Genomic DNA, 15029 nt, shown 5'->3' on the forward strand with positions numbered 1-15029 from the left:
CCCCGGGGGCGGGCGGTGCCGGGCGGACGTAGGTTGCGGACATGACCAGTGACGAGACGGTCCCGGCCGTGGGAGTGCGCCCGCTGGACGAGGTGTTCGCCGCGATCGACAGGGTCAACCGGCGCCCCCGGCCCTGGACCGGCTTCGAGCACGGCGTGCTCGGCGCCTACCGATGGGCCGCCGGCGCCCAGATCGCGGCCCCGGTCACCGCCGCCGCGACGGCTGCCGCCACGTCCGGCGCCACCGGACCGGGCCACGCGCAGCTGTTGGCCGAGTGCCAGGCCGCCGCCGTCCGCCTCCACCGGGTCCGTGCCCGGGGGGAGGACCACAGCTACGTGCTCGGCGTCCACCGGGCACTGGCCTGGCTGTGCGGACTGCACGAGGACCGCCCCTGAGCCGGGCGGGCCGGACGTGTCAGGTGCATCGGGGTGTGTCGGGCGTTCGGCGCTGAGCGCGGGTCAGGCCGCGTCAGTAGTAGTGGCGGCGACCGCCGACGGCGTGTCCGAGCGCTCCGGCGACCCACAGGACCAGACCGATGACGACCAGCACGATGCCGATGGTCCAGAGGATCGAGATGCTGGTGACGAAGCCGACGATGAGCAGGATGACACCGAGGATGATCACGATGGTCTCCCGGGGTTGACGGATGGCTGGCGGCGGGGGCGGCCTCGTCGGCTCGAACCGGTCGGGCCGTCCCCGGGAAGCGGGGCCGGTGTTGCCCGGCCCGTTCTCCACAACCCACGCGTGTACCGCGCTACCGCCCGGGCAAACCGGTCCGTCGCTCCCCCGTCAGCGCCGGTGGCGTCCGCCCCGGCGGCGTGGCGGCGCGGCCACCCGGGGCGCGGGCAGGAAGAGCCGGGCCAGCTCGCGGCCCAGATTGACACCGATGGCCAGGGCCATCGCCATCGCGCCGGCCCGCCCGATGCCGCTCAGCCCGACCTCGGGCTCGCCCCGGACGAACGCGAGCATCCCGAAGTACAGCACCGAGCCGGGCAGCAGCGGCCCCAGCGCGGCGGTGATGTGCGGCAGCGCCGAACTGCCCCGGCAGCGCGCCATGAGCTGACCGGACAGCCCCACCAGCCCGGCCGCCAGGCCGGTGGCCAGGATCGGCTCGCCGCCCGCGTTCACCAGCACCCCGTACGTGGCCCAGCCGGCCGCGCTGTTCACCAGGACCGCCGGCAGCGTGGACGGCTCGGTGTTCAGCAGCACCGCGAACGCCAGGGTGAGCAGCACCGCGGCGGCGAGTTGCAGCGGCGGGTTCACCGCCCCGGGCGGGACGTCCTGGGCGGCGAGGTCGGCGCCGTTGTTGACGCCGACGTAGAGCACCGTCATCACCCCGATCACCACGCCGGCCATCAGGTACAGCGCTTCGAGCAACCGGGCGGCGGCGGTGAGGTAGAAGCCCGCCAGGCCGTCCTGGGCCGCCGCCACCATGGGCCACCCCGGCAGCACCGCGTACAGCCCTCCGGTGATCACCACCGATCCGCGCAGGTGCAGCCCGTTGAACGACAGCAGGATGCCGATCACGGCGGCGGGCACCGCCGCCACCACGAACTGGTAGAACGCCGGGAGGTCGTGGCGCGCCACCAGGGCCGAGAACCGCTCGCCCAGCAGCGCGGCGACGAGGGCGCTGGCGAACACCAGCCAGGCCCTGGCGTCGGCCCGGCCGCCGATCAGCAGCGTGGCGGCCCCGGCCATCCCCCCGCAGGAGAGCACGAACAGCCGGCCGGAGTAGGGGCGGCTGCGCCGGCGAGCCGCCACCAGGCGGCCGTGCGCCTCGGGGACGGCCATCCCGCGCACGGTGATCTCGGTGACCAGCCGGAACACGGCGGCCAGCCGCGCGTAGTCGACGGCCGGGCGGCGGACCGAGCACTCGGCCGTCAGAGAGGGCTCCGACGGGCCCGGCTGGTACGAGATCGCCACCCGGGTGAAGGTGACCTGCGGGTCGCAGGGGTGGACCCGGTAGGCGCGCGCGACGGCGAGCATGGCGGCCTCGACGTCCTCGGCCGCCTCACCGCTGGCCAGCAGCAGCTCGCCGACCAGCAGCGCGAGGTCCAGCACCTGCGCCGGCTCGACGCCCTCCGACCGCTCTGCTCCTACCCCCTCCGGCGCGGGCTTGCGGTCGGCCGTCGGGGTGCGCAGCAGCGACAGCATCGCGTCGGGCCAGGGGGCCGCGGTGTCGTCGCCGGTCGTTCCGGGCCGGGCACCCGCCCGTCGCCTTCCGGGCCCGGGGGCCTGGGGCGGCACCCGTTCGGGCCTGGTGGGGCGTCCTTCCGGGCCGGCCTGCGCGCCGAGCTGCTCGTGTTCCGTCATCGCGACTCCCTGACCCCACCCCCTCCGCCACCATCGTGCAGCCGGTCAATTACCCGGAGTGATGCTGTGGCGAACGCGTCACACCGGGCACACCCGTCCGAACCGGAGCACGACCGGCAGTACACGCCCCATCGCCCCGCGCGTGCCGACCTCGGGGGCGAAGGGACGGCCGGCCACCGGACCCAGGGGCAGGCCGCACGAGGGCCCGACCGCCGGATTCGCGGCGGCGCCTGCGGGTAGACGCGCCTACGCAACGACCCCGCACAGGAAGGGAGGCGTCGGTCATGCCCCGCGGATCGAGTCCCAAGCGGGAGCGCCAGTACGAGCACATCAAGGAGAGCGCGCTCGACCGGGGCGAGAGCGAGAAGCGGGCCAAGGAGATCGCGGCCCGGACGGTGAACAAGGAGCGCGCCCGGCACGGCGAGTCGAGGACCGCCAGTCGGAGCTCGACCCATGACATGTCCTCCGGTCGGCGCGGCGGTCAGCGCTCGCACCAGGGCTCCCAGGGCCCGACCTACGACCAGTTGTACAACGAGGCCAAGCAGCGCGGCATCAAGGGCCGTTCGAAGATGAACAAGCGCCGGCTGGCCAGCGCGCTCGGCTACTGAGCGGCGCGCTCCGCCCGAGGAGGTGCCTCGATGACCGTCCCGATGCCCCCGGACCCGGACACCCGGCCGACCCCCCATCCCGACCCCGGGCCATGGCCGGGCGAGCCCGACCCGGCGCCCCCGCCGATCCCGCCGGTCCCGCCGCCGGAGCCGTTCCCGGACCCCGGCCCGGCGCCGCTCCCGCAGCCGCACCCCGGGCAGGGCTGAGGCCGCCGCCCGGTGCCGGTGAGCGGCCGGGCCGGCACCGCGGCGCCGGTCAGAACCGCGGCGCGAGCAGGCTGTCCAGCTCGGCTTCGAAGAGCAGCTCGGGCCGGAAGCCCATGCCGGTGAAGTGCCCGGCGAGCTCCAGTGACAGCACGCCGTGCAGGCGGGTCCAGAAGACCAGGAAGCGGTGGAGCACCTCGGGCGGGGCCGGCTGCTCGCCGGCCCAGTCCCGGTGGCCCACCAGGTGGGTGGCGAACGGCGCCTCCCCGGCGTCCGGTCCGGCCGGAGCGAGCGCCGCGCAGGCGTCGACCAGCGTCCGCATGACCTCGTCGGCGACGGCCGTGGTGTCCTCGGGCGCGTGGTAGCCGGGCACGGGGGTGCCGTAGATCAGGAAGTACCTCTGGGGGTCGGCCAGGGCCCAGCCGCGCAGGGCGTGGGCGAGCCCGGGCAGGTCGGCGCCCTCGGCGGCGGCCGCGCCGAGGGTGTCGGCGAGGCTGCGGTACGCGTCCCGTACGAGTGCGGTGATCAGCTCGTCGCGGCCGGCGAAGTAGCGGTAGAGCGCGGGGCCGCTCATGCCCATCCGCTTGGCGATCGCGTTGACGGAGAGCGCCGAGGCGCCGGCCGTGGCGATCTGCTCCCAGGCGTGCGCCTTGATCTCCTCGCGCACCTGGGATCGGTAGCGCTCGCGCGGGGTGCCCGCATCCGTCCTCGCCATGGCCTGCCGCTCTCCGAGTCACCCGACTACATATTCACGCTTCCGTTAGAAGCTATCACGAAACCTGTTGACCTCTCAGCTCCTGCGGAGTTACAACTTCTCACGAAGGCGTGAGCATCTAGCTCGCGGCGCCGTCCCGACGGCCGACCAGTGAATGGGGAGTTCCATGTCCGCCACCCGCAGCACCGGCATCCGCACCGCCCTCCTGACCGTCCCGCTCACCCTCGGCCTGCTCGGCGCCGCCGCGGCGCCCGCCGGCGCCGCCACCGCCCACCGCCCCGGCTCCTCGCTCACCTGCCACGGGGCGGGCGTCGACCCCGACGCCCGCGTCCGCTACCGGACCGAGACCGTGATCCACGCACCGCTGCGCACCGTCTGGCGGCTCCAGAGCGACGTGGAGCGCTGGCCCGACTGGCAGGCCCCGGTGCAGAGCGCCGAGCGCCTAGACAGCGGCCCGCTGCACCCGGGTTCGGCGTTCCGCTGGACCACCCCGCTGCCCCCGAACCCCGCGTCCGCCGACGCCAGCCTGGAGATCACCTCCACCGTCCGGCAGCTGCGGCCCGGCTCCTGCGTCCGCTGGACCGGCCCGGCGGTCGCGACCGGGCTGCGGATCGACGGCGTCCACGTGTGGAACTTCACCGAGGTGCCCGGCGGCGTCCTGGTGCGCACCGAGGAGACCCACACCGGCCCCCAGGTCGACGCGAACGTCCCGGCCGCCACCGCCGTCCTCCGCCAGGGTCTCGAAGGCTGGCTGCACGACCTGAAGACCACCGCCGAGACCCGCGCACAGGAGGACCGCCCCGCCGGACCGACCGGCGGCCCCGCGACCGGCCGCCCTGGTGGCCGACACCGGTCGGACGCCGATCAGGGGGCGAGCAGCCCCTGCCGGCCCGCATAGGCCGCGAGGCCGTCGGCCGTCGCACCGGCCCAGCCGAGGTAGCCGTCCGGCCGGACCAGGAACACCCCGGTGCCGTACACCTCGTACGCCGGGATGCGGACCACCGGAGTGGTGACGGCGGGCAGCGCGGCGTCCGTGCCGACGGTGAGCAGCGTCCAGTGCGGGCCGCGGAAGGCGTCGAACAGCCGGGTGCCGCCCCGGCGGCCGTCCGGGGCGCGGTCACCGGCCCGCAGGGCGTCCGCCGGGAGGCCCGGGCGGGTCTCCACCGAGAGCGTGGACTCCCGGTAGCCGAGGCCGAGTTGCCGGGTCGCCCGGCCGCGGCGCTCCTCGCCGCGGTGGACGCGGGTGGACAGCTCCAGCATCGCCGCCGCGTTGGCCCGCCGCTCCTCCTCGTAGCTGTCGAGCAGCGCCTCGTCCGCCCGCCCGGCCAGCACCGCGGCCAGCTTCCAGCCCAGGTTGTAGGCGTCCTGGACGCTGGTGTTCAGACCCTGCCCACCGGCCGGCGAGTGGACGTGCGCGGCGTCGCCCGCGAGGAACACCCGGCCGGCGCGGAAGCGGTCCGCGAGCGCCGCGCGCGGGCGGAACTCGGAGATCCAGCGCAGTTCGGTGACCTGCTCGGCGGCCAGGTGGGAGCGGGCCGCGACCACCCTGCGCAGCCCCTCGACGGTGAGGTCGACGGCCGCCCCCTGCCGGAACTGGGCCACCAGCTGGAAGTCCTCGGTGCCGCCGAGCGGGCAGATCGCCAGCAGTCCCTCCTCGGACCGGAACACGTGCCAGTGCTCGCGGTCCAGTCCGTCGACCCGGACGTCCGCGACCAGCATCGGGTCCGGGTCGACGGTCTCCCCGGTCATCCCGATGCCGAGCAGGCGCCGCACCGTCGAACGCCCGCCGTCCGCCGCGACGACGTAGCGCGCCCGGACCGGGCCGCCGGTGGCGAACTCGGCGGTCACGCCCTCCTCGTCCTGCGTCAGGCCGACCAGCTCCCGCCCGAACGCGACCTCGCCGCCCAGCTCGCGCAGCCGCCCGTACAGCACCTGCTGGGTGCGCCACTGGGGCAGCATCAGCACCTCGGTGTAGGGCTCGGCCTCGGAGGGCTCGGCCGGGTCGTACATCCGGTGCTCGCCCTGCGGTTCGCCGTCCCGCCAGATCAGGTTGGGCGGATAGTGCCCCGCCACCGCACGGACCCGGTCGAGCACGCCGAAGTCGTGGAACACCTCCAGCGTGCGCGGCTGGAGGCCCTTGCCGCGCGAGCCGGGGAAGAGTTCCGCGCCGCGCTCGACCACCAGCGCGGCGGCGCCGTGCCGGGCGAGGTCCAGCGCGAGGGCGAGTCCGGTGGGCCCGGCGCCGATGATCAGGACGTCCGCGTGCATGCCGCTAGGAGCCACGGCAACCTCCTTAACGTTGTTAAGTAGCTCGTGCCGACAGCATGCACTTAACGGCGTTAAACTGTCAACCGTGACCCCGCAGAGAACCCCCAAACTCGACCGCGGCCAGGTCGTCGACGCCGCGCTGGACCTGCTGAACGAGGCCGGCCTCGACGGCCTGACGCTGCGCGCCATCGCCGCCCGGCTCGACGTCAAGGCACCCGCGCTGTACTGGCACTTCAAGGACAAGCAGGCGCTGCTGGACGAGATGGCGACCGAGATGATGCGCCGTATGACGGCCCGGGCGGCGGGCACGGCCGCCGGGGCCGACGGCGACCCGGCCCCGGGCGACTGGCGGGAGACCTACCTGAGGACCATGCGCACCCTGCGCGCCGAACTGCTGCGCTACCGCGACGGCGCGAAGGTCTACAGCGGCACCCGGTTCACCGACACCGGCTACGCGGCCGGTCTGGACGCCTCGCTGCGCCTGCTGGTCGAGTCCGGCTTCACCCCGGCGGCCGCCGCCCGGGCCTGGCTGACCGCGTACAGCTACACCATCGGTTACGTCATCGAGGAGCAGGCCATGGGTCCCAACCCCTTCGACGGCACCGGGGGCTACGACGTGGAGGCCCGCGCCGAGCGCCTGGCCGCCCACCCGCTGGCCGCCGAGTCGGGCCGGGTGATGTTCCGGGACTTCGACGAGGGCTTCGAACAGGGCCTGGCGGCGGTGCTCGCCGGGGTCGAGGCCACCTTGCGCGGCTGACGGCTCCGGCGCGGCCGTCACGCCCGGCGCCGGCTCGCCGTTCCGGACGACGACACCGCCGGGCCCGCACCGGGGCCCGACGGTGTCCGTGCTTCGGAGGGGGCGGTCAGGCAGTCATGAACTCACCCACCCGCAGCGCCCGCTTCACGATCCGGACGTCCCCGATGTACCCGTGGAAGACCTTGTCCAGCACCCCCGCGTACGCATAGCCGCCCAGCATCCACGGCCGCCCCAGCGTGGCCAGCCCGACCGCGGGCGTCGCCGGGTTGCGCACCACCTCGCAGCCCTCGACGTACATCCGGCTGAGCTTCCCGTCGTTGACCACCGCGACGTGCCACCACCGGTCCAGCGGCAGCTGGTGGCCCCAACAGGTGGACGCCCCGGTCTGGTTGAGCGGGTAGACGCACCACTGGAGGGCCGGCCCGTCGGAGACGCTGAGCGTCACGATCGGCTCCTCCGCGTCCGTACCGGGCCCGCTCCTGCCCGCCTCGGCACTCATCCCCCACCGGCTGAGCAGGGCGGACCAGCGGCTCTGCGCGGAGTCCCAGTCGGCGGGCAGCTTGAAGAAGGCCTCGACGGTGAACCCGCGCTCGAAGGTCTCCCGGTTCACGGGCGCGGTGGGCACGGTCTGGAGGTAGCCGCCGCGGACCGGCGAGCGGGTGCCCTTGAACAGCAGGCTGCCGTGCCCCGGCTGGTCCGGGTGGTGCTCGGTGGACCAGCTGAGCGCGCCGTCGGGCGTGCCGGGGGCGCTCTGCCAGAGCAGGTCGTTGCCCTGCCCGCTCAGGTCCTTGACGACCTGCTGCGGGGAGACGGACGTACCGTCCCCGCCGCCGTTGTCGAACCGCCAGTAGACCACCGTGTCGCGCACCAGCAGGTCGCTCCCCCGGCGCGCCGGGCGCTGCGGGACGGGCGCGAAGCCGGCGAAGCGGCGGTCGAAGTCGATCGCGAGCGAGAAGCGGTCGACGTCCGAGGTCAGTTCGGCCTCCTGGGCCGCCAGCACGTTGCGCTCCTCGGCCGCGATCTGCTGGATCCACGGCGAGAAGGTCGACACGTCGACGGTGTTGCGGTCGAGGTCGAAGCGGTATGCCCGGACCATCGCCGCGCCACCGTAGTAGCGGTCCTGGTAGTTGGTGATGTGGACGTGCACGTCGTGGCCGGCCCTGTTCTTCAGCACGGTGCGCCCGGGCGGCCAGTAGTGCCCGTTGACGGTCAGGAAGATCTGGTCGTTGCCGCTGATCAGCCGCTCCCAGAGCTGCTTCCCGTAGTCGGACAGCTCGGCGCGGCCGCTGTCGTCGGCGTGCGCCAGGTCGTGGGTGGTCAGGATCACCGGGAGCCCGGGGTCGGCGGCGATCACCGCGTTCGCCCAAGCGAAGCCGGCCTCGGAGAGCCGCCAGTCCAGCGAGAGCACCATCCAGTCGCGGCCCGCCGCCCGGAACACGTGGCAGGTGTTGTAGCCGTCCGGGCTGGAGCTGCGGTACCCGGCGGTGCGGGCGGCCCTGGCCTTGCCGAAGGTCTCCAGGTACGGGGTGCTGCCGCGCTGGTCGTCGGTCGAGGAGCGGACGTCGTGGTTGCCGGCGAGCACCCCGTAGGCCGCGCCCGCGTCGTCCAGCAGGCCGAACACCTTGCCGACGGCGGCGTACTCCACGGCCAGTCCGTTCTCGGTGACGTCGCCGAGGTGGGCCAGGAAGACGATGTTGTCGTCCGTCCCGTCCTCCCGGTTGACCCCGCCGTCCAGCACGTAGCGGACCGAGGCCTCCAGCGGCGCCGGGTGGATCCGGTCCTGGTCGAACAGGTACTGGGTGTCCGGCATGACCACGACGGTGAACTGCCGGGCGTCCGGGTCGGGCTGCCAACGCCCGTTCCCCTTGCCCTTCTTCGCCTTCTTCGCGGCCGGGCCGGCCCCACCCGCCGCCTCGGGCCCGGCCGCCTGCGCGGGCACCGGACCGAGCAGACCGAGCCCGGCAGTGCCGACCCCGGCGCCCAGCAGACCGGCCCCGCGCAGGAACCGGCGCCGACTGGCCGCGGCCGGCCCCTCCCCGTCGAGGTCCGCGGTCCGCGGGCAGCCGCACTCGCGCTCGGTCGCCTGGATGTCGTGCATGTTCGCTCCCGGTAGTGGTGTGTGCCCTGACGGTAGGTACCGGGATTGGTCGGAGATCATCGGCCGGGCCACGCCCCGCTGAACAGCGGCCGAATCCGACGGACATCGGCATCCGGGCGGTGTGGGACCCTGCCGGCCGGTGGGCCCGGGGTGCGTCCCCGCGCGGACCGGTCGTAGAACGGAAGGGGAGGACGCCGGTCAGCGGGTGCGTCGCCGATGCCGAGGAGGTGGCCGCGATGGGTCTGCCCCTGGCGGCCGGGCACGTGCTGGTGCGGCTCGGCGCGGGCCCGCAGGAGTCGGCGGAAGCGGTGCTCGACGCGCTGGAGGCCGCCTTCCCGACCCACACCGGGCGCGGCCGGACCCGGATCGGCAACGTCTGGGAGGATCCCGCCACCGTGACCTCTGAGGGCGTCCGGGTGGTGGCCGTGCCCGAGCCCGAGGGTGCCACCGCCGGCCCCGCACCGAGCCCGTCGGTGCGCCTCTCCCAGGCCTTCGACGCCCACGCGGCGGGCCGGCCGGGGCCACCGGCGGCCCTGGCCGGCCCACTCGCCGCGGACCTGCTGGGCGGCCCCGGGGACGTCGAGCGGGTGCTGAGCGCCCTCGCCGGGTTCTGCCGGACGCACGAGGAGGGCCGCGAGGAACAAGGGCCCCTGCTGGCAGTACGGCTGCGGCTCGAACAGCACGGCTGAGCGCCCCGCGGGCGTGTACCGGCGCCGGACCCGGGTAGGCGCGCCGGCGGAAACCGCCGACTGACTCCGTTCGGGGGCCGTCATGGCCGAACCACGCAAACCGGGAACGCAGCACGGGAGCAGGGCCCGTCGCCGAGGCGGCGAACGCCACGACTTCCCGGGCACCCCGCAGGGCCCCGGCCGGACGACACCACAGCTCCGGCCCCAGGACACGGTGCGACGGGGCACCGAGCCGGTGACCGCCCGTTCGGACCTGGAGCTGAGACGGCTGCTGTCCCGGGTCTTCCTGGTCCTGTTCGTCGTCGGGACGGTGGCCTTCGCCGTACTGGCCGCGATGGCCGGCCCGGGCCCCGCGCCCAACCAGGGGACCTACGCCTTCTTCGCCGCCCTGTGCGCCGGGTTCGCCGGCGTCGCCGGGCTCGACCTGATGGTGATCCGACGCCGCCTGGCCGCCGGCCAGGGCCGCGACCGGGCCGACGGCCCGGGGACCACCGCCTCGGGAATCAGGGCTCCGGGGCGGCCGGGCACCGACCGGCGGGACTGAGCGGGCGCCCGCCCCGGGCGACGCCGGGGCGGCCTCGTGCTCGACCTGTCACCGAGCGACAACCATCCCACCGGGTCTGGCCCGGTGGCTGTTCGGCAGACCCCGGGTTTGCATGGAGGCACCGAGCCCCCAACGATCCGGAGGTAGCGCCGTGTACGAGATGTGGGCCGAGCACGACCCGGCGGTGTCCCCGCCCGCCGTGGTGTGGCACGTGGTGGCGAAGGACGACGCGACGTCCTCACTGTGCGGGCGGTTCCTGGAACCCTCCCAGCGCGTCGTCCCGGCGGCGGACGGTACCGGTGCGGCCGGACCGGACCGGTACTGCGACCCCTGCCTGGTCACCGTGCGCGAGGCCTTGGCCGCCAGCGCGCAGTGACCGTCCGTCGCGACGTCCGCCCTCGTCGCCTTCTCTCCTTCACCGCCTTCGCTCCGGCATGCGCCATGCCCGCGTGGTCATGGCAGCGGCACCGCCGTCAGGCACGGGTGCCGACTGCATGTTCCGGGAGCCGCCAGGACGGTGGCCACCCCGCCGGCGATCTCCACCCGCAGGCCACCGTCCGAGCTCTCCCAGACCAGGCCGCCATCGGGCCCCACGGTCTGCGTCTCGTGCACGACGACCACGGACGGTGGGGCGTGCCCGCCGATCGGGCCGGGGAGCGTCACCGCGTAACGGCGGGTGAGGCTTCTCATCTCGGCCTCCTTCTCTCCCCACCCTGCGCCATCGATTCTCCTCCCCCGGCCGACCGCTTGTACACGGAGGACCGATGTCCTTCCGGGAGGAAGACCGGTGTCACTGCGCGTTTGCCCCGGCCCGGCGCTCCTACACACCGAGGAGCCGAAAATCTCGGTGCCCGGGCGACCGGATCCGGCGGCGCCACAGGGCGAACCGTCACGGCCCGGGTCATCGAGACGTGAGGACACCCCTCCGAGCCCGAGGAGGCCGCCCGTGGGAGTGAACGGCGCCGGACCGGACCGACGGCCCGTTCCGCTGGGCAGCCGCCGCCCCCGGGTGTCGGCACGCCGGACCCCGGCGGGGGCACCGGGCCCGGGCCGGGCCCCGTCCGGGGAGCACGTCTCCTCCGGACTGCGGACGGCGGCCGGGTACACCTGGCGGCTGGTGCTGCTCGGGCTCGCCGCCTATCTGGTCGTCGACGTCCTCGCCCGGCTCGTACTGCCGGTCATCGCGCTGTTCGTGGCCCTGGTCATCACGTCCGTACTGCGCCCGCCGGTCGACCTGCTGGCCCGGGCGACGCCGCGCCCGCTCGCCGTCCTGCTCGCCTTCCTCTGCACCTTCGTGCTCGTCGGCGGGGTGCTGGCGCTGGCCGGCTCGACCGTCGCCGACGACTGGAGCCGGCTGGGCAGCGAGCTGCGCGGCGGCCTCGCCCGGATCGACCGCTGGCTCACCGGCGCCCCCTTTCACCTACGGCCCGGCACCCTCACCGATCTGCGGGCCAAGATCGGCGAGTTCATCTCGGCCCACCGCTCCGCCCTGCTCAGCACCGCACTCAGCGGCGCCGGCCGGGTCGTCGAGCTGGTCACCGGGCTGGCGCTCGCGGTGTTCTGCTCGGTGTTCTTCCTGCACTCCGGCGACCGGATGTGGTCCTGGGCGCAGCAGCAGCTGCCGGTCCGCAGCCGCTCCGCCTGGGACCGCGCCGGCCGCGTCGCCTGGCAGACCTTCGCGGGCTACACCCGCGGCGTGCTGATCGTGGCGGCGTCCAACGCCGTGCTGGTGGGCATCGCGCTGGCGATCCTGCAGGTGCCACTGGTCATGCCTCTGATGGTGCTGGAGTTCGTGGCGACCCTCGTCCCGCTGGTCGGTTCCCCGATCGCCCTGGCGATCGCCGCCATGGTCGCTCTCGCCGCCCGCGGCCCGGTGATCGCGCTGCTGGTGCTCGCGCTGATCGTGGTCATCGGCCAGATCGAGGGCCACCTGCTGCATCCGCTGGTGCTCAGCTGGTCCGTCCGCATCCACCCGGTGGTCATCGCCCTGTCCGTGGCCGGCGGCGCGGTGCTGGCGGGGGCCCTGGGCGCGGTGGTGGCGGTGCCGGCGGTGTCGGTGGCCTGGGCGGTGCTCAGCGAGCTGCGCACCGGTGGCACGCCCGGCCGCTCGGGGACGGACCCCCCTGCGGTGGGCGATCGGTCCGGTCGCCGAAAGGACGAAGGCCGGCGCCCGGACCGGGGCGGAGGCGGCCGGCACCGCGGGTGAGCCCGTGGTGGCACCGACCAGCAGCGGACCGGCCGAGAGTGACGGCAGCAGAGCCCTGGCGAGACCGCCGTTGGTCCGCCCGGCCCCCGCGGTGGGGCCGTTGGGCCCTGGCCGCGCGGCCGGGGGGCCGGGATCCTGGTCGCCGGTATGCGCCGGCTGGGAGTGGAAGGGCCTGGGGATGGGCGAGTTGGTCACGGTGAGGGCGTTCGAGGGACTGACCGGCGAGGTCCTGGCCGAGGCGCGGGCCCGGGTGGCCGCCGCGGCGGCGGCTCCGGGGGTGGGGATCCTGGTCGAGGGGCTGAGGGTCCGGCTCGCGACCGTGGCCGGGGGCGTGCTCGCGCAGGTGAACGCCGAGGTGGACGGCCGGCGGATCCGCGTCCAGGAGGCCGCGGCCGGGCTGGGTGACTCGCTCGACCGGGTGAGCGACGCGCTGCACGCCAGGATCAGGGCCGTCACCGGGGCCTGGGCGCCGCGCCCCTGGCCGGGCCACCCCGCGGCGGCCCCCACCGGGCCGGGCAGCGAGGCCGACCGCGAGCTGCGGGTGGTCCGGCACAAGGAGCCCTCGCTGGTGTGGTGTTCACCGGAGGCCGCCGCCCGGACCATGGACGCGATGGACTACGACATCCACCTGTTCGCCGATCCGGCGACCGGGACCGACGCCGTGGTCTACCGGGTCGGGCCGACCGGCTACCGCCTCGCCCGTACCGTCCCCGCCGGCCCGGCCGGCCGGCGGACCTCGCCGATCACCCTCAGCCCGTACGGCGCGCCCCGGCTGACGGAGGCACAGGCCGTCGACCGGCTGGCGGGCGCGGAGCTGCCGTTCCTGTTCTTCGCGCACCCGGCCGGCGGCCGCGGCCGGGTGCTCTACCGCCGCTTCGACGGCCGGCTCGGCCTGATCGCCGGGCACGACTGACGGCCCGCCGGGACCCCTCGCCGGAACCCGCCGAGCGGTCGCTCGGCGGGGCACGGCGCGCTCGGGGCCGGTGCGTCACATGTTGATCATGTGCCCGGCGAGGCCGTGGATGGCCTCCTTGACCGCCTCGCCCAGGGTCGGGTGGGCGTGCACGTTGCGGGCGACCTCGTGGACGGTCAGGTCCCACTGCTGGGCCAGCGTCAGCTCCGGCAGCAGCTCGGTGACCTCGGGGCCGATCAGGTGGGCGCCGAGCAGCTCACCGTGCGTGTTGTCGCTGATGACCTTGACGAAACCGATCGGGTGGCCGAGGCCGTGCGCCTTGCCGTTGGCGGTGAACGGGAACTTGGCGACCTTGACGTCGTGGCCGAGCTCGCGGGCCTGTGCCTCGGTGTAGCCGAAGGAGGCGATCTGCGGCTGGCAGTAGGTGGCGCGCGGGATCATGACGAAGTCGACCTCCATGGTCTCCGCCCCGCCGATGGTCTCGGCGGCGATCACGGCCATCGTCTCGGCAGCGTGCGCGAGCATCAGCTTGGCGGTCACGTCGCCGATCGCGAAGATGTGCTCGACGCTGGTGCGGCCGCGGCCGTCCACCGCGATGGCGTTGCGGTCGGTGAGCTTGACCCCGGTGTTCTCCAGGCCGTAGCCGTTGACCCGCGGCGCGAAGCCGATCGCCTGGAGCACCTTGTCGGCCTCCAGCACCTGCTGCTGCCCGTCCTTGGTGACGGTGACCCGGACCTTGGCGTTCGGGTCGCTGTCGTCGATCGACTCGACCCGGGTGGAGGTCAGCACCTCGATGCCCAGCTTGCGGTACTGCTTGGCGAGTTCGGTGGATACCTCGACATCCTCCAGCGGCACCACGCGGTCCAGGAACTCGACGATGGTGACCTTCACGCCGTAGTTGTGCAGCACGTAGGCGAACTCGACACCGATCGCGCCGGCGCCCGCGATGATGATGCTCTCCGGCAGCTGCTCGGTGAGGATCTGCTCCTCGTAGGTGACCACGCGGTCGCTCAGGCTGGTGCCGGGCAGCAGCCGGGTGGTGGCACCGGCGGCGATGATGCAGTGGCCGAAGGTGACGACCTCGAAGCCGCCGCCGCTCAGCGCGACCTGGAGGGTGTGGTCGTCGACGAAGGTGCCCCAGCCGTCGTACTCGGTGATGCCGTTCTTCTTCATCAGGTAGTGGACGCCCTTGACCCGGCCGTCGGCCACCGACCGGCTGCGCCGGAAGGCCTCGCCGAAGTCGAAGGTCACCTGGCCCTCGACCTTGATGCCGAAGGTCTTGGCCTCCTTGGTGAAGATGTGGGCGAGCTCGGCGTTGCGCAGCAGGGCCTTGGAGGGGATGCAGCCGACGTTGAGGCAGACGCCGCCCCAGTACTTGGCCTCGATGACCGCGACCTTCAGACCCAGCTGGGCCGAGCGGACGGCAGCGGTGTAGCCGCCGGGGCCCGCGCCGAGGACGACGACGTCGTAGTGCGTGCTCATGTTGCTGACTCCTCCGAGGGTGTCACGGTGTCGTGATCTCGGTCCCATGGTGTCAGGACCGGGCCCGGCGCACCCACCGGGTCTCGGCGGATGCGCTCCGCGCGGCACCGTACCGGCCCGGGGCCGGATTTGTCAGTGGTCTTCCGCCACGGTGACCGCACCCGCAGCCACCAGGGGCGATGACAGGGGGAGGACCTGGGCGGAGCAGTCGCGCACGGTGGTCGGGCTGTCT

At 74.3% G+C, this 15029-nt stretch carries 16 protein-coding genes; 9 read left to right on the forward strand and 7 right to left on the reverse strand.

All coding sequences use genetic code 11. The annotated features are described in order from the left end of the window. Positions 1 to 41: 41 nt before the first annotated feature. Positions 42 to 395, forward strand: coding sequence for a hypothetical protein (locus ACFU7Y_RS24060; protein WP_224284677.1), 354 nt, complete (start codon positions 42 to 44; stop codon positions 393 to 395). Positions 396 to 468: 73 nt separating this feature from the next. Here the strand turns inward: ACFU7Y_RS24060 and ACFU7Y_RS24065 are convergent, their stop codons facing one another. Then, positions 469 to 624, reverse strand: coding sequence for a DUF6131 family protein (locus ACFU7Y_RS24065; RefSeq protein ID WP_224284678.1), 156 nt, complete (start codon positions 622 to 624; stop codon positions 469 to 471). 165 nt (positions 625 to 789) lie between these two features. Then, a complete protein-coding gene (locus tag ACFU7Y_RS24070; RefSeq protein WP_224284679.1) occupies positions 790 to 2313 on the reverse strand; it encodes a threonine/serine exporter ThrE family protein in 1524 nt (507 codons plus the stop codon). Between the two features lie 284 nt (positions 2314 to 2597). Here ACFU7Y_RS24070 and ACFU7Y_RS24075 point away from each other — a divergent pair, with 284 nt between their 5' ends. Beyond that, positions 2598 to 2921 (forward strand): plasmid stabilization protein, encoded by a 324-nt coding sequence (locus ACFU7Y_RS24075; protein ID WP_224284680.1) that lies wholly within the window; start codon positions 2598 to 2600, stop codon positions 2919 to 2921. A 256-nt stretch (positions 2922 to 3177) separates the two neighbouring features. Here ACFU7Y_RS24075 and ACFU7Y_RS24080 read toward each other — a convergent pair whose 3' ends face one another. Further along, positions 3178 to 3840 (reverse strand): TetR/AcrR family transcriptional regulator, encoded by a 663-nt coding sequence (locus ACFU7Y_RS24080; protein WP_380769611.1) that lies wholly within the window; start codon positions 3838 to 3840, stop codon positions 3178 to 3180. Positions 3841 to 4006: 166 nt separating this feature from the next. On the opposite strand from ACFU7Y_RS24080, the gene ACFU7Y_RS24085 reads away from it, so the two are divergent. Then, positions 4007 to 4738 (forward strand): SRPBCC family protein, encoded by a 732-nt coding sequence (locus tag ACFU7Y_RS24085; RefSeq protein ID WP_224280098.1) that lies wholly within the window; start codon positions 4007 to 4009, stop codon positions 4736 to 4738. On the opposite strand, the gene ACFU7Y_RS24090 is transcribed toward ACFU7Y_RS24085, so the two are convergent. Then, entirely contained in the window at positions 4705 to 6108 is a 1404-nt protein-coding gene (locus tag ACFU7Y_RS24090) for an FAD-dependent monooxygenase (RefSeq protein WP_380769615.1), read from the reverse strand. The genes ACFU7Y_RS24085 and ACFU7Y_RS24090 overlap by 34 nt on opposite strands. Positions 6109 to 6193: 85 nt before the next feature. Here ACFU7Y_RS24090 and ACFU7Y_RS24095 point away from each other — a divergent pair, with 85 nt between their 5' ends. Further along, entirely contained in the window at positions 6194 to 6865 is a 672-nt protein-coding gene (locus tag ACFU7Y_RS24095; RefSeq protein WP_380769612.1) for a TetR/AcrR family transcriptional regulator C-terminal domain-containing protein, read from the forward strand. A 106-nt stretch (positions 6866 to 6971) separates the two neighbouring features. Here ACFU7Y_RS24095 and ACFU7Y_RS24100 read toward each other — a convergent pair whose 3' ends face one another. Continuing rightward, on the reverse strand, positions 6972 to 8963 hold the full coding sequence (locus tag ACFU7Y_RS24100; RefSeq protein WP_224280102.1) for a LamG-like jellyroll fold domain-containing protein: 1992 nt from the start codon (positions 8961 to 8963) through the stop codon (positions 6972 to 6974). Positions 8964 to 9199: 236 nt separating this feature from the next. On the opposite strand from ACFU7Y_RS24100, the gene ACFU7Y_RS24105 reads away from it, so the two are divergent. The 3 genes from ACFU7Y_RS24105 (at position 9200) to ACFU7Y_RS24115 (ending at position 10572) form a co-directional block, all read left to right on the forward strand. Next, positions 9200 to 9652, forward strand: coding sequence for a hypothetical protein (locus tag ACFU7Y_RS24105; protein WP_380769613.1), 453 nt, complete (start codon positions 9200 to 9202; stop codon positions 9650 to 9652). Positions 9653 to 9887: 235 nt separating this feature from the next. Next, entirely contained in the window at positions 9888 to 10196 is a 309-nt protein-coding gene (locus ACFU7Y_RS24110; protein ID WP_380769614.1) for a hypothetical protein, read from the forward strand. Between the two features lie 151 nt (positions 10197 to 10347). After that, positions 10348 to 10572 carry a hypothetical protein gene (locus ACFU7Y_RS24115; protein ID WP_224280108.1) on the forward strand — a complete coding sequence of 75 codons (225 nt, stop codon included), beginning with the start codon at positions 10348 to 10350 and terminating at the stop codon, positions 10570 to 10572. 77 nt (positions 10573 to 10649) lie between these two features. Here ACFU7Y_RS24115 and ACFU7Y_RS24120 read toward each other — a convergent pair whose 3' ends face one another. Then, positions 10650 to 10886, reverse strand: coding sequence for a DUF6296 family protein (locus ACFU7Y_RS24120; protein ID WP_224280110.1), 237 nt, complete (start codon positions 10884 to 10886; stop codon positions 10650 to 10652). Positions 10887 to 11142: 256 nt separating this feature from the next. Between ACFU7Y_RS24120 and ACFU7Y_RS24125 the strand changes: the two genes are divergently transcribed. Both ACFU7Y_RS24125 and ACFU7Y_RS24130 read left to right on the forward strand, forming a co-directional pair. Further along, entirely contained in the window at positions 11143 to 12402 is a 1260-nt protein-coding gene (locus ACFU7Y_RS24125) for an AI-2E family transporter (RefSeq protein WP_224280112.1), read from the forward strand. Positions 12403 to 12580: 178 nt separating this feature from the next. After that, entirely contained in the window at positions 12581 to 13315 is a 735-nt protein-coding gene (locus ACFU7Y_RS24130; protein ID WP_263454930.1) for a sigma 54 modulation/S30EA ribosomal C-terminal domain-containing protein, read from the forward strand. A 75-nt stretch (positions 13316 to 13390) separates the two neighbouring features. Here ACFU7Y_RS24130 and lpdA read toward each other — a convergent pair whose 3' ends face one another. Beyond that, complete coding sequence (gene lpdA, locus ACFU7Y_RS24135; protein ID WP_224280115.1) at positions 13391 to 14797, reverse strand: dihydrolipoyl dehydrogenase; 1407 nt, start codon at positions 14795 to 14797, stop codon at positions 13391 to 13393. Positions 14798 to 15029: the final 232 nt, after the last annotated feature.

The organism is Kitasatospora sp. NPDC057542 (genome assembly GCF_042801945.1).
Lineage (GTDB): Bacteria > Actinomycetota > Actinomycetes > Streptomycetales > Streptomycetaceae > Kitasatospora.